The following is a 15,987-nucleotide window of genomic DNA, read 5'->3' on the forward strand; positions in this document are numbered from 1 at the left end:
GAGGGGGGCCTTGACCCCGAGCGGGTCTTCCCCGGTCACTCCGGGAACGTCGCCGTGAAGTTCTTCTGATCGTCGATGTCGATGACGAGCTTCTTGGGCATCACGCCCTCGGCCATCCTCGTGAGGATCTCCTGCGACAACATCGGCAGGAGCGTCGCGCGCAGGATGTGGTCGATATTGCGGGCGCCCGTGTCGACCTCGGTGCACCGGCTCGCGATGAGATCGACCATGCGGTCCGTGTACGTCGCCTCGATGCGCTGGCTCTTTTTCAAGCGATCGACGAGCGCGTTCAGCTTGAGGCGCGTGATCTCGCCGAGGGCCGAGGGCGAGATCGGCACGTACGGCACGACGGTCATACGCGCGAGCAGCGCGGGCTTGAAGTGCGCGGACAGGGTCGGCTTGATCTCCTCGTAGATCTCGCGGATCACCGGCTCGCGTTTCTCTTCCCACGCGCTGACCACGTGGTTCGTGATCTTGTCCGTGGCGAGGTTGCTCGTCATGATGATGACCGTGTTCTTGAAGTCGACGAGCAGGCCCGTACCGTCCGTGAGCGCGCCCTTGTCGAACACCTGGTAGAACAGGTTCATCACGTCCGGATCCGCCTTCTCGCACTCGTCGAGGAGGACGACCGTGTACGGCCTCTGGCGCACGCCCTCGGTCAGCATGCCGCCCTCGCCGTAGCCGACGTAGCCGGGCGGCGAGCCGATGAGCCGGGAGGTCGTGTGTTTCTCCTGGAACTCGGACATGTTGATCGTGACCATCATGCGCTCGCCGCCGAAGAGCATGTCGGCGAGGGCGAGGGCCGTCTCCGTCTTGCCGACGCCGGACGGGCCGACGAAGAGGAAGACGCCCATCGGCGTGCTTTGCGGCTTGAGACCCGCGCGCGCGGCTCGGAGCTCCTTCGCCACCGTCTCGAGGGCGTAGCCCTGGCCCTTGATGCGCGCGTTGAGGCGCGACTCCATCTCGACGAGCGCCCGGACGCTGTCCCCGACCATCTTGCCGACGGGGATGCCCGTCCAGGCGCTGACGACGGCCGCGACCATCGCCTCGTCGACGTCGGGCCGGATCAGCGGCACCTCGCCCTGGCTCTTGTGCAGCTCGTCGATGGCCGCCACGACCTCCTTGCGGATGGCGTCACGTTCCTCGTCCGACTTCGCCTCGTTCATGCGCTTGCGCGCCTCGAGCACCTTCTTCGCGCCCGCGGACTCGTTGTCGTAGGCGACGCGCGTGTTCTCGAGCTCCACCTTCGACTTCGCGATCTTCTCCGTGAGCTGCTCGATCCGCTCCTCCTCCTGGAGGCGGATGCCGGCGGCGCGATCACGCGTCAGCGCGGCGAGCTCCGACGAAAGCGTCTCGATGCGGACCTCGATGTCCTCGACCTGCGCGGGCTTCTGCTGGAGTGCGATTTTCACGCGCGCCGAACACGTATCGAGGAGATCGACCGCCTTGTCCGGCAGCAGGCGGCCCGAAATGTAGCGGGCCGAGAGCTTCACGGCCGCCACGACCGCCTCGTCCGAGACGATGACGTTGTGCGCCTCCTCGAACTTGGGGCGCAGGCCGCGGAGCATCGTGATCGCCACGGCCTCGCTCGGCTCGTCCACCTTCACGGGCTGGAAACGCCGCGCGAGCGCCGCGTCCTTCTCGAAGTACTTCTTGTACTCGGCCCAGGTCGTGGCCGCGATCGTGCGCAGCTCGCCGCGCGCGAGGGCAGGCTTCAGGAGGTTCGCCGCGTCGCCCGCGCCCTGCTGGTTGCCGGCGCCGATGATCGTGTGCGCCTCGTCGATGAAGAGGATGATCGGCTTCGGCGAGCCCTTGATCTCCGAGATGACCTGCTTCATCCGGTTCTCGAACTCGCCCTTCACGCCCGCGCCGGCCTGGAGGAGGCCGAGATCGAGGCCCATGATCTCGACGCCCTGCATGAGCGGCGGGACCTGGTTGTTCACGATCATGAGCGCCATGCCCTCGACGAGGGCCGTCTTGCCGACGCCGCTGTCGCCGACGATGATCGGGTTGTTCTTCCGGCGACGACCGAGGATGTCGATCATCTGCCGGATCTCGCCCTCACGGCCGAAAATCGGGTCGATCTGGCCGGCGCGCGCGCGACCCGTGTAGTCCACGCAGTACTTCGCCAGCGCCGAATCCGCCGACGCGCTCGCCGCGCCCTGCGGCAGCCCGCCGGGGCCCGCCGCACCGCCCGTCGCACCCGCGCCGCCGCCCGGGGCCGTCTCCGCGTCTTCCTTCGAACCCGAGATGATCTTGGGGAGGTTGTTCTTGACGTCCTCGCGGGAGATGCCTTCGAGCAGCGAGCCGATGCCGCTCATCGAGTAGCGCGTCGGCTGGTTGACGAGCCGCGCGAAGAGCGCGCCGCTGCGCACCTTCGTGTAGCCGTACTCCATCGACCCGACGACGAACGCGTCCTGCATCCACTCGAGCATCGTCGGGGAGAAGACAGGCTTGCCGGCGTTGCCCGTGCGCAAATCCGAGAGGCTCCTCTGCAGGGCCTGCCGCAGACGCGCGGGATCCAGGTCGTAGTGCATCACGATGAACGCGATGTCGGAGTTCGCGTCGTCGAGGAGCGAGAGCAGCAAGTGCTCGACCGTCACCTCGTAATGCCTGGCATTGACGCATTGGACGACCGCCGCCTCGAGCGCAGCGGTGCAGACTTTGGTGAGCCGCTTGATGATGGATTTGGCTTCGACGAGCATCATGGCCCGGGCATCCTACAAGGACCCCGGGCCCGACGTCACCCGCGCGATCGGCTCCGGGAGCCTTTCTTTCCTTCGCTGCGACCCTTTTGCGCGTCCGTCTTCTCGGTACCGCGCGCTGCGTCGGAAGGACCCTTGTCCTTATCCTTGGTCGCGCTCGCGTTCGCGTGGGTCCCGGGATCGATGATGCGACGCTGCACCTCCTCGGCCTTGGCGCCCGCCTCACCTCCCTCGGCTGCGCCGAGATCGAGCGCACCGAGCACGCCGGGCTTGACGCGGAGCCTCAAAATGGATCCTGCGCGGAGTTTGTCCTCTTCGCCGAGGCGGTTTTCCCGCGCCACGTCTTCCACATCCATCGCGAATTGGCGCGCGACGCCGATGAGCGTGTCGCCCGGACCGACCTTGTAAAGCAACGTCTTGCGACCCTCGCGCTTCTTGCGCGGCCGGAACGGCTCCTCGTCGCCCTCGTCGTCGTCCGCCGCGGAGCCGACGCCCGCCTGCGCCGCCAGCTCCTCGACCGGATCCCGCAGCGCGCGCCGCTTCTTGTACGAAGGCAGGAGCGAGAGCAGGCTGTCGTTGTCGCGCGTCGCCGCGCGACGCCGCACGAAATCACGGCCGCCGATGAGATCGACCGGATCGAGCACGGCCGCATCCTCGGTCACGATGGGCTCGGTCTGCAGGAGGATGGGCAGCATCGTGTGCGCGCGCGACAGCGACTCGGGCGGCACGTTCACGAGGAAATCGCCCCGCCCCGGCGGCAGCCTGTCGCCGAGCAGATCCGGATTGAGCTGCCGCACCGTCTTCAGCGGCACGCCCGCGGCCTTCGCCAGGGTCTTGAGCGACAAACCGGGCGGCGCCGCGATCTCGGCGGCGTCGACGGGACGCACGAGCTCGACCTGATCGAACCCGAACCGCTCGAGGTTGTTCGCGACGAGCGCCGCTGCGGCGATCTTCGGGACGTACGACGCCGTCTCACTCGGCAGCGCTTCTTGCCGCGCGAGCTCGTTGAAGTCGGCCGTGCCGTACCGATCGATCCGATCGAGGAGCTGCTCGTAGCCCATGTTGTAGGCCGCGAGCGCGAGATCCCAGTTGCCGAAGCGCATGTAGAGGTCGCGCAGGTGGTGCGCGGCCGCGCGCGTCGCGAGCCTCGGGTTTTTCCTCTGGTCGACGTGCTTGTTCTGCTCGAGCCCGTATACCGCGCCCGTCGCCGGCATGAACTGCCAGAGACCCATCGCGCCCGCCGGCGACTTCACCCGCGCGTCGAACCCGCTCTCGATCATCGCGACCCAGATCAGATCCTCGGGCAAACGCCACTCGCGGAGCTCGCCCTGGATGAGGTCCTGATACCGGCCGCTGCGCTTCAGCCAGGTCTCGAACATCCCGCGGCCCCGATCGGTCCGCGTGAAGAAGCGGACGTACTTCAACGTGCGCCGCGTGATCGCCACCTTCAGATCCGGGAGCTGCATCCGCGACAGCGCTTCGGTGCCCGCCATGTCGAGATCGTCGACCTCGGCCCCCTCCCCCGCCGCCGCGTCCGAGTTGAGCCGCGGCGGCCGCGAGTACATCGGCCGATCGAGCGAGGACTGCTCGCCTCGCATCGCCTCCCGCATCTCGACCTCGCGCAGCCTGCCGAGCTGCGAAGACTCCGGTCCGCCCATCCGCGCCGCCGTGACGCCGCCCCGCAGAGGCTCCCCTCGCAGAGGCGCCCGCGAAGGATCCACGACGAGCGGCGCCGTTGCGGCCTCGAGACGAGGCGCCCCCGACGTCGGCGCGACCGCCACCACGGCAGCCTGGACCGGCGCGAGCGCCGCGTCCGGCGCGCTCATCCCCACGCCGTACCCAAACGCAAGGGCCGAAACGAGGGGCGGAATCTTGTGGAGGAGACTCATGTCGGTCAGGGTCGCATGATGTAGGCAAAGGTGTCAAAAAACCGGTTCGCCGCCCCGGGAGGCCCGCGAACGGCGCGACGCACCCGGCGGAGAGGGCGCCCGCGGGATCGGAAGAGGCTTCGTGGGATCGTCGCCCGCTACTTCTGGTCCCGGGACACTGTCTGCTAGTCTCGCACCCATGCCGCTGGCGCTCGTGGCCCGGGTCATCGATACCCAGGCCAATCAAAGCTTCGACGTTACATTCGAGCGCTTCCCCATCCGCATCGGCAGAAACCAGCTCAACGACCTGCACATCGATCGGCCGTACGTCTCGCAGTTCCACCTGGCCATCGACGTCCGCGACCGGCAGATCATCGTCAAGGATCTCGGCTCGACGAACGGCACCGTCTTCGCGGGCCGGCGCCTCACGCGCGACACGCCGACGGACGTCACGAGCACGCCGGAGCTGACGATCGGCCCGATCGTGATGCGGATGCAGCTCATCGACGCGGCGCCGAAGAAACGTGAAGCCCCGAAAGACGGGACCGTCCTCGACTTCGCCCAGGAGCAATCCGGCAACGCCGCCGCGTCGTGGAGGCAGCAGCAGAAGCCGATCACGCCCGGCGCCGAGGACGGCTACGTGCGGCAGGTCCAGCCCTACGTGGAGGCCTACCGCGCGGCCTGGGGCGGCGTCTACCGCGTGATCTACGATCACCTCCCGCGGCTCTCGCCCGAGGTGCGCCAGAACTACCTGAAGCGCATCGCGATGGAGCAGCCGACGATCGCGGCCGAACAGGACTTCCAGAAGCTCTCGCAGTACTACGGCGTCGATCCGCGCATGCTCGGCGAGCCGAGCCCCGCGCAGGCCGCGCACGCCGCGATGATCGAGCTCTCGCGCACGCTCGCGCCGGGCTCGAAGCCGATCGAGGACGTCGAGAGCGTGCTGACGTTCGGCCGCAAGCTCCGCGACGCGATGGAGGTCTTCCTCAAGTGCTTCGTGAGCCTGCGGAACGGCTACCAGGAGTTCGAGGCCGAGATGCTCGCGCGCGAGGTCACGCCGGACGAGAACGACCGCGTGGCCTCCGCGAAGGACGAGAAGGAGCTCGGCAACGTGCTGCTCGGCCCGCAGAGCGGCCCGGACGCGCCGCGGCAGCTCCAGGACATCTTCGTCGACGTGATGAGCCACCAGGTCGCGCTCATCAACGGCGTGATGGAAGGCGTGCGCTCGCTCCTCACAAAGCTCTCCCCGAAAACGATCGAGGAGGAGCTCGAGCGACGCGGCAAGCGGGGCGGGTTATTCTCGAACAAATTCGAAGCTCTCTGGAAGCTCTACGAGGTCGTCCACGGCGACTACGCTGGAGAACAGAAAGAGACCTTCCTGATTATTTTTGGCCCGCAGTTCTCGCGCGCGTACGCTGCGACCGCCGGGGATGACGAGAAAACCACCGGTGACGCGGGTGCGAAGAACCGTAGCCGCTTCACCCTCTCGGCGAACCAGATCAAACGATGAGCCGCGCCCGCCACGGGCGGCGCGCGGATGACGGAAGGCTCATCCGAATGCGTATCAGGGAGATCGTTCTGGCCACGTTGGGCCTCGTCTCAGCCTCCTTCGCCTACTCCACGGAGGCATCCGCCCAGACCGTCCCGGCCATCGCCCCTCGCGATGAGACGTGGGGCACGGTGAGCCACGTCATGCTTGGCGTCGGCGCTGGCACGGTCTTTCTCATGCCGCGCGTGTACTACAGCGACCCGGAGTCGACGGTCGGCTGGAAGGGACGCTGGCACTTCTCGATGTTTGCCCCGGCGATGACGATGGCCGCCGCGACGTTCCTCGTCGACGGCCCCATCCGCAACGCCCTCCAGTATCCGCGCCCCGGCTGCACCGTGGATCAGACGCTCGTCGCGAACACGGACTCGGGCTGCGAGACGTTCGGCGGGCCCTCGACGCACGCCTTCGCCTCGTGGGGCGCGACGGGCGTGGGCACGGGCATCTTCCTCGTGGACACGATCAAGTTCTCGAAGGGCCGCTTCAACGCGGGCTCGTTCATCGGGAACATCGGCGTCCCGCTCGTGGCCTCGATCCTCACCTCGGTCGGCCGCGGCGTCGAGTCGCCCGCCGTCGACGAGTTCGGCACGCAGACCCTGCCCTACGAGACCTCGAACCAGATCATCGCCGGCACGTTCGCGGGCTTCTTCACCGGCCTGCTCGTCGGTGGCGCGTACGCGCTCCTCCAGCGCCCCTCCTGCGGCTACGGCAACGCGATCTTCTGCTGGTGAAAGAAGCAGGACGTTGGTGCTCCAACCTTCGGAGCACCAACGTCCTCGGCTTCGCCGCTACCCGACCCAGCGAACCAGCGGCACCTACGCCGGGTAGTCCCGAACGAAGTGAAGCGGAGTGAGGGACGTAGGGTGCGGCCCATCGAGGCCGCACCCTCTTGATCAGTCCTGGCCGACGACGCGCTCCCAGAGCGGATCGTTCGAGGAGAAGAGCGCGTCGCGCTCCACCTTGAGGAAACGCGAGAACTCGACCTTGCGGAGCGCGCGGTCGCTGTCCCGGTTCGGATCCTCGTAGTGGATGATGCTCACCTTCACCTGCTCGAGGAGCTGGATCCCGTTCGGCTTGTAGCTGACGTCCGTTCGAAGCTGATACCGCGCGTAGAGCCCGCGCTCGGTGACCGACGGGAGCACCTGCACGCGCTCGATGTCGACCTTCGCCGCCTCGATCAAACGACCGCGGCGCGCGAGGAACATGTGCGCTTGTTTGCGACAGTCGTCCGGATCGGGGCAACGCTTCGCCTCCGCCACGACGAGGTTGTCGTCGCCGAGACGAACCGGCGAGATCTGCGACTTCGCCGGCCCGCGGAAGCTGCCGATCGCGTAGATCTCGGCGCGATCGTCGACCGCGCGCGCAAGAAGGATCGGCCCGCCTTCGTCGCCGTTTTCGAACTTGAGCACGCGGTACCAGAGCGTGCGCAGGCCGTTCGGGCCGGAGCGGACGTCGACCTCCTCCACGTCGAGCTTGCGCGGCCAGCCCTTCTCCGAGATGCCCCCGCGGAGCGACTCGTTCGCGAAGGCGTAGTGGCCCGTGCAGTCGACGTCCGTCGGGTTCAACCCCTTGTCCGCGTTGAACCCGGGGAACGCGATCTCGGCCCACTGATCGGGCTCGAGCGTGCGCACCACGGCCTTGCCGCGGCCCCCGCGCAGCGGGGAGAGCTTCTGCGTGCAAACCGCGATCGGCGTCTGCTCGCGGGTCCTGGCCTCGAGGTGCGGCTGCTCGGGCGCGGCGCCGCAGCCCATCGTGGAGGCGAGACCGATCGCCAGGGCGGCGAGGCTCCCGCGACGTGCCGTTTTCGCTTGGTTCCGGCGGTCTTGAAGAGACGGCTTCACGCCTCATTTCGTATCACGCAAGGCGCCTGCCACGAAAATTCCCTGTGGCCCTCCCTCGCACGATCCGTCGCCCCGAACTCCGACAACGCCCCCGCATGCGGACGACGGGTGACCTTTGATACAATGCGGGCGATCCCCTGCGAGACGGGAGAGCGCGGCCGGGGTTTGGGGGCTTCTGGTCGAGCGGGGCGAGGGGTAGAATGCTCCCATGGCTGCCTCCCTGCTCACGCGCATCGCCCATGCGGCCAACCCGCACTCGATGGAGAGGCATACGTGGAAGGATCAGGATCTCGAGCAGGCGGTGATCACGCACCTCGCGCGGATGCTGAACACGCGGCAGGGCAGCTCGCTCACCTGCCCCGATTATGGGCTGATCGAGGTGTCGGAGATGCTGCACGATTTCCCCGACGCGGTCGGGATTGTGCAGCGCGCCATCAAGAACAGCATTCAGCAGTACGAGCCGCGCCTGAAGAACGTGCAGGTCCGGCACATCAAGAACGAGGTCATGGGGACCATGTACCTCGAGTTCGAGATCACGGGGCAGCTCCATTACCCGGACGGACGCCGTTCGGGGCTGCGGTTCAGCACCTCGGTGGATCAGAGCGGCAACGTCAAGGTCGGTTGATCGGTTCGCGGAAGCGCGGACCTCTTCACGATCGTTGACACTGCCTCTCTGGAACGGTCGACTGTTCGGCGTCGGGCCTCATGTTCAACAAGTACTACCAGGACGAGCTTTCCTACCTGCGCGAGCTCGGGCGCGAGTTCGCGCAGGCGTACCCCGCGATCGCGCCGATGCTCGCGGAGCGCGGGGCAGATCCGGACGTCGAGCGGCTGCTCGAAGGCGTCGCGTTCCTCACGGGGAAGATCCGGCAAAAGCTCGATGATGAGCTGCCCGAGGTCATCCACTCGGTCGCGTCGCTGCTCTTCCCGCACTACCTGCGGCAGATCCCGGCGACGTCGATCGTGGAGTTCACGCCGCTGCCGAACGTGGTGCGCGAGAAGCTCATCGTCGCGCGGCACGCCGAGGTCGGCTCGGTGCCCGTCGACGGCGTTTCGTGCCGGTTCCGCACCACGCAAGACGTGGAGCTCTTGCCGCTCACGGTGGAGGACGTGCGCGTCGAGACCGGCGCGCAGCTCGCGCAGTCGCTCCGGATCGAGGTGAAGGTGACGGGCGGCGCGGCGCTCGCGGCGCTCGCGCTCTCGAAGATCCGCTTCTACATCCACGGCGAGCGGAGGCTCCAGGACGACGTCCGCGTCTGGCTCGGCGCGCACGTCGACTCCATCGCGCTCTGCGCGGTCGACGGCGCGGGCCGCGACACGACGCTCGCGACCTTGCCCGCGCGCAACGTAAAACTCGTCGGGTTCGAAGAGGACGAGGCGCTGATCCCCTACCCGCCCACGGTCTACGGGGGCTTCCGGCTCTTGCAGGAGTACTTCACGCTCCCGCAGAAGTTCGCGTTCTTCGAGATCCAGGGACTCGAAGCGATGCCGGCGGACAAACTCTCCGACCGGTTCGCGATCCTGATCCAGTTCAAGGACGGGTTGCCCGCGGGGACACGCCTCTCGAAAGAGAACTTCCGGCTCTTCTGCTCGCCGGTCGTGAACCTCTTCGAGCACTCGAGTGATCCCATCAAGCCCGATCCAAGCAAGTACGAGTACCTCGCGCGCCCCGCCGGCTCGACGCCCGTCGCGTACGAGCTCTACAGCATCGAGAGCGTGATCGGCATCGCGCGGCGCACGAGCCAGCGCGTGAAGATCCCGCCGTTCTTCTCGTTCGAGCACGAGCTCGATCCGGAAGCATCGGCGCGCGGCGTCTTCTACCAGACGCACATCAAGCCCGCGTCGATCGGCGACGGCGTCGACATCTACGTCTCGTTCGGCTCGGCGCAGGATGGCGCGTCGATCCCGGAGTTCGACGTCATCAGCATCGAGGCGACGTGCACGAACCGGCGTTTGCCCGCGCAGCTCAAGGTCGGCGATCTGCGTGTGCCGACGGCGACGTCGCCCGCGGTCGCGAGCTTCACGAACGTCACGGGCGTGACCGCGCCCTTGCCTCCGCCGATGGGCCGCGAGCTGCAGTGGCGCGTGCTCTCGCACATGGCGATGAGTTATCGATCGATCACGGAGCTCGACGTGTTGCGATCGGTCCTCGAAATCTACAACTTCCCCGCGCTCATCGATCGTCAGGCGGCGCGGGCAAACCAGCTCCGCATGCAGGCGATCAAGTCGATCCGCGTCCGCCCCACGGATCGGCTTTACCGCGGCGCGCCCGTGCGCGGCGTGGCGACGGAGGTCGAGCTCGACGAAGGGGGCTTCGCGGGTGAAGGCGAGATGTATCTCTTCGCGAGCATCCTGAACGAGATGCTCGCGGCGTACGTCTCGCTCAACTCCTTCACGCAGCTCAGCGTCACCGGCACCAATACGCGCGTGGTTTATCGATGGGAGCCGAAGAGCGGCAGCCTCAACCTGATCTGAGCGGCGGGCCGAACCCCGACGCCGCGTTCGCGCCGTCGCTCGATCCCGAGCGGCAGGCGAAGGCGATGATCTCGGCCAAGATGGCCGAACTCGAGCACAGCGCGCGGCGCTACTCGTTTTTCCGGCTCGTCTACATCCTCGAGCGCCTCTTCCCGGGCAGCGCGCCCGTCGGCCAGCTCGGGCCCGTGGCGACGGAGCGCATCCGCCTGCGCGGGGACACGAGCCTGATCTTCGCTTCGACGGACGTGAGCGAGCTCAAGTCCACGAAGTACCCCGACGAGATCGATCGCGCGCGCATCACGGCGGGCTTCATGGGCCTCTACGGCTCGGTCTCGCCGCTGCCGACGTACTACGTCGAGGAGCTCGCGCAGGACGACTACCAGGGCGGTCCGCAGCCGAAGCGCGAGTTCCTCGACGTCTTCAACCATCGCCTGCTCTCGCTGTTTTACCGGGCGTTCACGAAGTACCGGCACTCGGTCGGCTACCGGAAGAAGGGCGACGATCCCTTCACGCGGCGCCTGCTCTGCGCGGCGGGCATCGATGGATTCCGCGAGCACAAGAGCCCGCTGCACCGGTTCCTCTACCTGCGTTACGCGCCCCTGCTCGCGACGAAGTCCCGAAGCGCGCGCGGGCTCGAGGTCGTGCTGAAGGACATCTTCGGCAGCATGGGCGTGGACATCGAGCAGTTCGTCGGACACTGGACGCTGCTCGAGAAGCCGCTGCGCAACAAGATGGGCGTGGCGAACCATCAGCTCGGCGAGAGCCTGACCATCGGCCGATGGGTCTACGACGGGACGGGGCGCTTCAAGATCAAGCTCGGGCCGCTGAAGTACGACGAGTACATCTCGTTCTTGCCGGGCGGCTCGAACCGCGCGGTGCTCAAGGCGGCGGTCGACACGCTGACGCGCGGCGCGTGTGACGCGATGCTGGAGCTGCACGTGGCGACGGAGGACGCGCCGCGCTTCCAGCTCGCGTCCCCGCGCGCATCCACGCTCGCGCGCACGACGTGGCTCGGCGGCCCCGTGGGGCAGAACTTCGTGATCGAAGTCCCCCTCAACGACAAACCGCAGCGCACGGGCCAGGGCGACGAAGAAGAAGAAGAGCGTCTCGACCCGCCGCCTCTTCCCTACTAGGGGGGCTCCGGTCGGACTGCTTCGCAGTCCTTCCTCTGCCCCCCTAACCCCCCGCTGGGTTCGGCATGAAAGCTTCGAGCCCGAACCCCCCGCTGGGTTCGGGCGGAAAGCTCTTCCGGATCGGCGCTCTTGCCCCCTCTCCCGCGAGGGAACGCGGAAAGCTTCGAGCGCTCCTGCCCCCTCCCGCGAGGGAGAGGGGGATGGGGGTGAGGGCGTCTCTCAGTACACGAGCATGCTGCGCAGCGCGGTCGCCATCTCGTCGGCGACCGACTCGATGTTCTCGCCGTGAACGACCTGCACGAGCAGGAGGCGATGGTCGCTGCGGATCAAAACTTCGTGCGCGTACGAATGGTACGCCGGCTTCGCGGGCACCTTCGTCTTCACGATGTAGCTTCGTGCTTGCGCGTTCGCCGTCGCCACCGGCATGCGGCCGGCGAGGATCTGCGCGCCTTGGTCCTCGCAGTCGCGCTCGTAGCGCTTCATCACGTCGGGCCAGGTGTCCTCGGGGTGATCGATCCGCTCGTAGATCGAGAAGAGGAACTGCCGCGGCGATTGGTACGAGATGAAGCGCTGACCCGGCGAGTAGTCCGCGTCGCGCACGTACCAGTCGATCGGGCGCGCGAGCCGCACGTCCCCGTCGAGCACGCCGACGCCGACACGGCGCGGGAGGCGCTCGTTCTCGTCGGCGTTGAGCTTCGGGAAGTAGACTTCGTAGCTCTGGTTCTTGTCGATGACCCCGCTGCCGTGCAGGTAGAACACGTCGTCTCGCTGGGGCGCTGTGGGCGAGCCACCGCAGCCGAGCGAGACGATAGGCAGCGTCATCGCGCCCAGCACGAAGGCCAGGCGGCGAACAGAGCGGAGGGCGGGCAAAGAGAGGTCGACGGGCCTCATCACGGTTAACTTAGGATACCCTGGTCGCGGGGCCAAATGATCGCTCATGAGTTTGGCCTTCTCGCCGAGACCGTTGAATGATCGGGGCGGCTGTGGACAATGCTGATGCCAGGTCCGACGTCGCTCGCGCGACGCCTGGGGAGTGCACCGTGACGTATCTCGCAGAACGTAGCGTCCTTCTATCCCTCGCCCTCGCGCTCGGCGGCTTCGGCTGCGTCGGGCTCGAGGCTGGCATCGACTATCCGAGCGATTTGCCTTCGCCGGACGAGCATGTGACGACGCCGGAGGGCGAGGCGGACCCCAGCATTTCGCTGAACGGCTTCGTCATCAAGGACGAGGTCTGCAAGGAAGTCGACACCCACCCGGTCACGCAGCGGCTCGGGCCGGAGGACTTCGCGCGGTTCCTGGAGACCCAGGGCCTCAAGATCGAGCCGAAAAAGGCGCGCGACAACCTCTACTGGTTCGACTTCCCCACGGGCGAGAAGAAGGAGGGGGAGCCGCAGCAGTTCCTCCGGCTCCGCCTCGCCGTCCTCGACGACCACTTCGCGGCCACGCGGGATCTGCAGGAGTCGCTGCTCGATCACGGCCCGGGCTGGTGGGGGGTGCGCCGCTCGAACCTCGCGGTCCTCGCGCCGAAGACGGGCCTCTCCGAGTCCGTCGCCTTCGCGCTCAAGCACAAGCTCGTTTGCTGGGGCATGTTCGCGTACTCGGGCACCGACGACGTGTACGGCGTCCCGGGCCCGTACACCGAGCTCTGATCGAACCGCCCTCCCCCCGCGCAAAGAGCGCGAGACGGGAAGGACGCGCGCGGATGTAGTCCGGACGCGTGTCGTTCACGTAAACTCGGCGCATGCGCTTCCGGCTCGCCTTCGCCCTCACCGCCATCCCGACCGCCATCGGCGCGTACCTCGCCGCCTGCAGCCCCCCCGACAACCTCGACGATCTCTGCGGCTGGCTCGGAGACCCGAACAACTGCTACCGCAAGTTCGCCCAGGAGGTGACGGACCAGTGTGGTGCGGTCATCACCGACCTGAACATCCCGCCCAACGATCCGGCGCAGCCCTCTCCGCGCCGCGGCAGCTTCCTCAAGCGCGACAAACTCGACCTCTGCGTGTTCGATAGCCCGGCCGGCGGACAGGTCATCTTCGATCCGCCGCTCGACGTCGCCGAGTTCCCCGTCACGACCACCTCGTTTGCGATCGTCAACGGCAACGCGACGTTGTGCGGCGCGGGCGCTGTTGGCGCGGATGGGGCGTTCGCGATCTCGATCGAGTCGGATCCTTCCCTCCCCGACGGCGGCACGGGCGACGCGGGCGCCGTGGATTGCTCCTCGGAGCAGCAGCTCTGCGGCGGTTCCTTCTCGGTCAAGGCCATCACGGAGCGCGAGCTCATCGATACGAAGTGCCCGAGCGGCGAGACACATCGCTTCAACCGGCTGCAGCTCGCCAAGTGCGACGGCGATCAGGCGATCGAGCAGGACTACGACCAGCTCATGCCGCGCGCCGAGCTCCTCTCGAACGCGGGCAGCGTCGGCGTGAACGGCTTCGTGCGGTTCCGCGTGTTTTACCCGCCGAGCACGACCGAGATGCCGACCGACGAGAAGACGCCGCTGAGCGGCGCGCAGCCGGTCGTGGTCGAGTACTTCGAGTGCGCTGTTCCCGGTGCGTCTGCAACGTGCTCGAACGGCATGCAAGATCCCGATGAACCCTCGCTCGACTGCGGCGCGATCTGCGGCATCGGTTGTGCGGAGGGCCAGCGGTGCGTGGTGAACGCCGACTGCGCCTCCCGGAACTGCGCCAAGGACGCCACGGGGATCCTCAAGTGCGAGAAGAACCCCCTGTGCGCCAACGGGAAGAAGGACGCGATCGAGGGCGACGTCGACTGCGGCGTCGTCTGCGGCGCCCTCTGCGGCGAATGCCAGACCTGCCTCGTCAACGCGGACTGCGCCGTCGGACTCTGCGTCACCGATGCGATGGGCGAGAAGCGGTGCCGAACCGACGCCGATGCGGGTTCGTGCACGATGCCTGACGCGGGCCCGGACGGCGCCGGTGGCGCGGGCGGCGCGGGCGGTGCCGGTGGCGCAGGCGGCGCAGGCGGCGGCAATCCCTGAAACGCAACACCACGCGCGTGGAGCACGTTCGCCCCACGCGCGCGGCCCCCTCGATTCTCTTCAGGACACCAAGAGCTTGACGACAAACGTCGTGCTGCCGAGGCGCAGCCGATCGTTGTCGCGGAGCTGGCGGCGATCGCCGGGCACGAGCTTCTGCTCGTTCAAGAACGTCCCGTTGCGCGAGTTGTCGTCCTCGACAAACGCCTGCCCCGTCGCGGGATCCGCGTGGATCGTGGCGTGGCGCGACGACGTGCTCCCGTCCGAGACCGCGATGTCCACGCCGCTGTCCCCGCCGCTCCGGCCGAGCTGCGTGCGGCCGCTGTGGATCGCCCAGAAGCTCCCGCCCGGATCGTTCTGGAACGTCACGAGGAAGCCGACGAGCACGCGTTGCCCCGACGGCGCCACCGCTGCCGGCGGCGCGCCCGCGGGCCCCGATAGCGAGCCCGGCGAGACCATCTGCGGCGCGACCATCGGCGGCTGCCCGAGCCCGCCTCCCAGCCCGCCCGGAGACATCATCGGCGGCGGCGCCACCATCGGCGGCGGCGCGACCCCGCCGAGCTGACCCGGCCCCGTCAGGCGCGGCGGCGCCGCGGGCATCGCGCCCATGCCGCCTTGCGGGACCATCGGCGGCACGGCCATCTGCGGCGCCATTTGCGGCGCCATCTGCGGCGCCATCTGCGGCGCCATCTGCGGCGCCATCTGCGGCACCGCCATCGGCGGCGCGGACATGCCTGGATTGCCGAACGAAGGCGCGGGCTGCCCCATCGGCTGCCCCATCGGTTGCCCCATCGGCTGTCCCATCGGCGGTTGTCCGAACGATGGCGCGCCGGGCATCTGCGGCGCCCCCATCGGCGGCGCGCCGAGCGGCGCCTGGCCGAAGGGCATTGCCCCGGGCGCCGGCGCGGGCGGCGCGCCGAACTGCGGCGCCGCGGGCATCCCGGGCGGCGCGCCCATCGGCTGCTGCGGCGCGGGCTTCGGCGCCTCACGCGCCCAGGGCGAGCGCATCGGGCTATCGTCGACCTCGGCCGACGAGAACGCGCTCGCGGCCGGCATCCCGCCGCCGGCCATCGGCGGCGGCGGATACGCGCCGGGCGCGACGGGCGACGGCGGCGACATCCCGCCTGCGTTGATCTTCGGCGGGGGCGCCGGGTAACCGCCGCCCATCCCTGGGGGTCCCGGAGGCGCGTAGGCCCCCGCTCCACCCATCGGGGGCGGCGCCGGTGCTCCCGCGCCTCCTCCCACGGACGCTCCGCACATGTTGCAGACCGTGTCCGTGTCCTTGAGCATCCACTGACAACTGGGACAGGGCTTCATCCGCCCGCCACACTAACATTTTTGGCCCCCCGCGGGTCTCCCGCTCCGCGAACGTCCGGCGAGCCTGGGAAAGGCGCCACAAAAGACATCGGGGGCGGCGCGCG

General features: G+C 68.1%; 13 protein-coding genes. 8 read left to right on the plus strand and 5 right to left on the minus strand.

Annotation, left to right across the window (positions count from 1 at the left end; all coding sequences use genetic code 11):
- Nucleotides 1–35: 35 nt before the first annotated feature.
- Entirely contained in the window at nucleotides 36–2,708 is a 2,673-nt protein-coding gene (tssH, locus tag E8A74_RS05890; protein ID WP_136927930.1) for a type VI secretion system ATPase TssH, read from the minus strand.
- A gap of 35 nt (nucleotides 2,709–2,743) precedes the next feature.
- Nucleotides 2,744–4,594, minus strand: a complete 1,851-nt coding sequence (locus E8A74_RS05895) for a lytic transglycosylase domain-containing protein (protein WP_136927931.1) — start codon at nucleotides 4,592–4,594, stop codon at nucleotides 2,744–2,746.
- A gap of 178 nt (nucleotides 4,595–4,772) precedes the next feature.
- Between E8A74_RS05895 and E8A74_RS05900 the strand changes: the two genes are divergently transcribed.
- Together E8A74_RS05900 and E8A74_RS05905 are read left to right on the plus strand one after the other, a co-directional pair.
- Nucleotides 4,773–6,083: a type VI secretion system-associated FHA domain protein gene (locus E8A74_RS05900; protein WP_136927932.1), complete on the plus strand. Its 1,311-nt coding sequence runs from the start codon at nucleotides 4,773–4,775 to the stop codon at nucleotides 6,081–6,083.
- A gap of 170 nt (nucleotides 6,084–6,253) precedes the next feature.
- A complete protein-coding gene (locus tag E8A74_RS05905) occupies nucleotides 6,254–6,850 on the plus strand; it encodes a hypothetical protein (RefSeq protein ID WP_232379397.1) in 597 nt (198 codons plus the stop codon).
- A gap of 162 nt (nucleotides 6,851–7,012) precedes the next feature.
- Here the strand turns inward: E8A74_RS05905 and E8A74_RS05910 are convergent, their stop codons facing one another.
- Complete coding sequence (locus tag E8A74_RS05910; RefSeq protein WP_232379398.1) at nucleotides 7,013–7,960, minus strand: hypothetical protein; 948 nt, start codon at nucleotides 7,958–7,960, stop codon at nucleotides 7,013–7,015.
- A gap of 208 nt (nucleotides 7,961–8,168) precedes the next feature.
- Between E8A74_RS05910 and tssE the strand changes: the two genes are divergently transcribed.
- The 3 genes from tssE to tssG all read left to right on the plus strand — a co-directional run bounded on the left by tssE (nucleotide 8,169) and on the right by tssG (nucleotide 11,568).
- Nucleotides 8,169–8,585, plus strand: coding sequence for a type VI secretion system baseplate subunit TssE (tssE, locus tag E8A74_RS05915; protein WP_136927934.1), 417 nt, complete (start codon nucleotides 8,169–8,171; stop codon nucleotides 8,583–8,585).
- 80 nt (nucleotides 8,586–8,665) lie between these two features.
- Nucleotides 8,666–10,435: a type VI secretion system baseplate subunit TssF gene (gene tssF / locus E8A74_RS05920; protein WP_136927935.1), complete on the plus strand. Its 1,770-nt coding sequence runs from the start codon at nucleotides 8,666–8,668 to the stop codon at nucleotides 10,433–10,435.
- Nucleotides 10,399–11,568 carry a type VI secretion system baseplate subunit TssG gene (gene tssG / locus E8A74_RS05925; protein WP_136927936.1) on the plus strand — a complete coding sequence of 390 codons (1,170 nt, stop codon included), beginning with the start codon at nucleotides 10,399–10,401 and terminating at the stop codon, nucleotides 11,566–11,568. Before tssF ends, tssG begins: the two co-directional genes overlap by 37 nt.
- A gap of 219 nt (nucleotides 11,569–11,787) precedes the next feature.
- Here tssG and E8A74_RS05930 read toward each other — a convergent pair whose 3' ends face one another.
- On the minus strand, nucleotides 11,788–12,459 hold the full coding sequence (locus E8A74_RS05930) for a hypothetical protein (RefSeq protein WP_136927937.1): 672 nt from the start codon (nucleotides 12,457–12,459) through the stop codon (nucleotides 11,788–11,790).
- A 149-nt stretch (nucleotides 12,460–12,608) separates the two neighbouring features.
- Between E8A74_RS05930 and E8A74_RS05935 the strand changes: the two genes are divergently transcribed.
- A complete protein-coding gene (locus tag E8A74_RS05935; RefSeq protein WP_136927938.1) occupies nucleotides 12,609–13,217 on the plus strand; it encodes a hypothetical protein in 609 nt (202 codons plus the stop codon).
- A 92-nt stretch (nucleotides 13,218–13,309) separates the two neighbouring features.
- A complete protein-coding gene (locus tag E8A74_RS51940; RefSeq protein WP_170228883.1) occupies nucleotides 13,310–14,569 on the plus strand; it encodes a hypothetical protein in 1,260 nt (419 codons plus the stop codon).
- Nucleotides 14,570–14,629: 60 nt separating this feature from the next.
- Here E8A74_RS51940 and E8A74_RS05945 read toward each other — a convergent pair whose 3' ends face one another.
- Nucleotides 14,630–15,298, minus strand: coding sequence for an FHA domain-containing protein (locus E8A74_RS05945; protein WP_136927939.1), 669 nt, complete (start codon nucleotides 15,296–15,298; stop codon nucleotides 14,630–14,632).
- Here E8A74_RS05945 and E8A74_RS05950 point away from each other — a divergent pair.
- Complete coding sequence (locus E8A74_RS05950; protein ID WP_136927940.1) at nucleotides 15,297–15,722, plus strand: hypothetical protein; 426 nt, start codon at nucleotides 15,297–15,299, stop codon at nucleotides 15,720–15,722. The two genes, E8A74_RS05945 and E8A74_RS05950, sit on opposite strands and share 2 nt — an antisense overlap.
- Nucleotides 15,723–15,987: the final 265 nt, after the last annotated feature.

Origin of the sequence: Polyangium fumosum (assembly GCF_005144585.1) — a bacterium.
Classification (GTDB): Bacteria; Myxococcota_A; Polyangia; order Polyangiales; family Polyangiaceae; genus Polyangium; species Polyangium fumosum.

Bases quoted from the DNA above. Each gene is read 5' to 3' on its own strand.
- tssH (WP_136927930.1), bottom strand. From the start codon at position 2,708: ATGATGCTCGTCGAAGCCAAATCCATCATCAAGCGGCTCACCAAAGTC.
- E8A74_RS05895 (WP_136927931.1), bottom strand. From the start codon at position 4,594: ATGAGTCTCCTCCACAAGATTCCGCCCCTCGTTTCGGCCCTTGCGTTT.
- E8A74_RS05900 (WP_136927932.1), top strand. From the start codon at position 4,773: ATGCCGCTGGCGCTCGTGGCCCGGGTCATCGATACCCAGGCCAATCAA.
- tssE (WP_136927934.1), top strand. From the start codon at position 8,169: ATGGCTGCCTCCCTGCTCACGCGCATCGCCCATGCGGCCAACCCGCAC.
- tssF (WP_136927935.1), top strand. From the start codon at position 8,666: ATGTTCAACAAGTACTACCAGGACGAGCTTTCCTACCTGCGCGAGCTC.
- tssG (WP_136927936.1), top strand. From the start codon at position 10,399: ATGGGAGCCGAAGAGCGGCAGCCTCAACCTGATCTGAGCGGCGGGCCG.
- E8A74_RS05930 (WP_136927937.1), bottom strand. From the start codon at position 12,459: ATGAGGCCCGTCGACCTCTCTTTGCCCGCCCTCCGCTCTGTTCGCCGC.
- E8A74_RS51940 (WP_170228883.1), top strand. From the start codon at position 13,310: ATGCGCTTCCGGCTCGCCTTCGCCCTCACCGCCATCCCGACCGCCATC.
- E8A74_RS05950 (WP_136927940.1), top strand. From the start codon at position 15,297: ATGCCTGGATTGCCGAACGAAGGCGCGGGCTGCCCCATCGGCTGCCCC.
- E8A74_RS05945 (WP_136927939.1), bottom strand. From the start codon at position 15,298: ATGTCCGCGCCGCCGATGGCGGTGCCGCAGATGGCGCCGCAGATGGCG.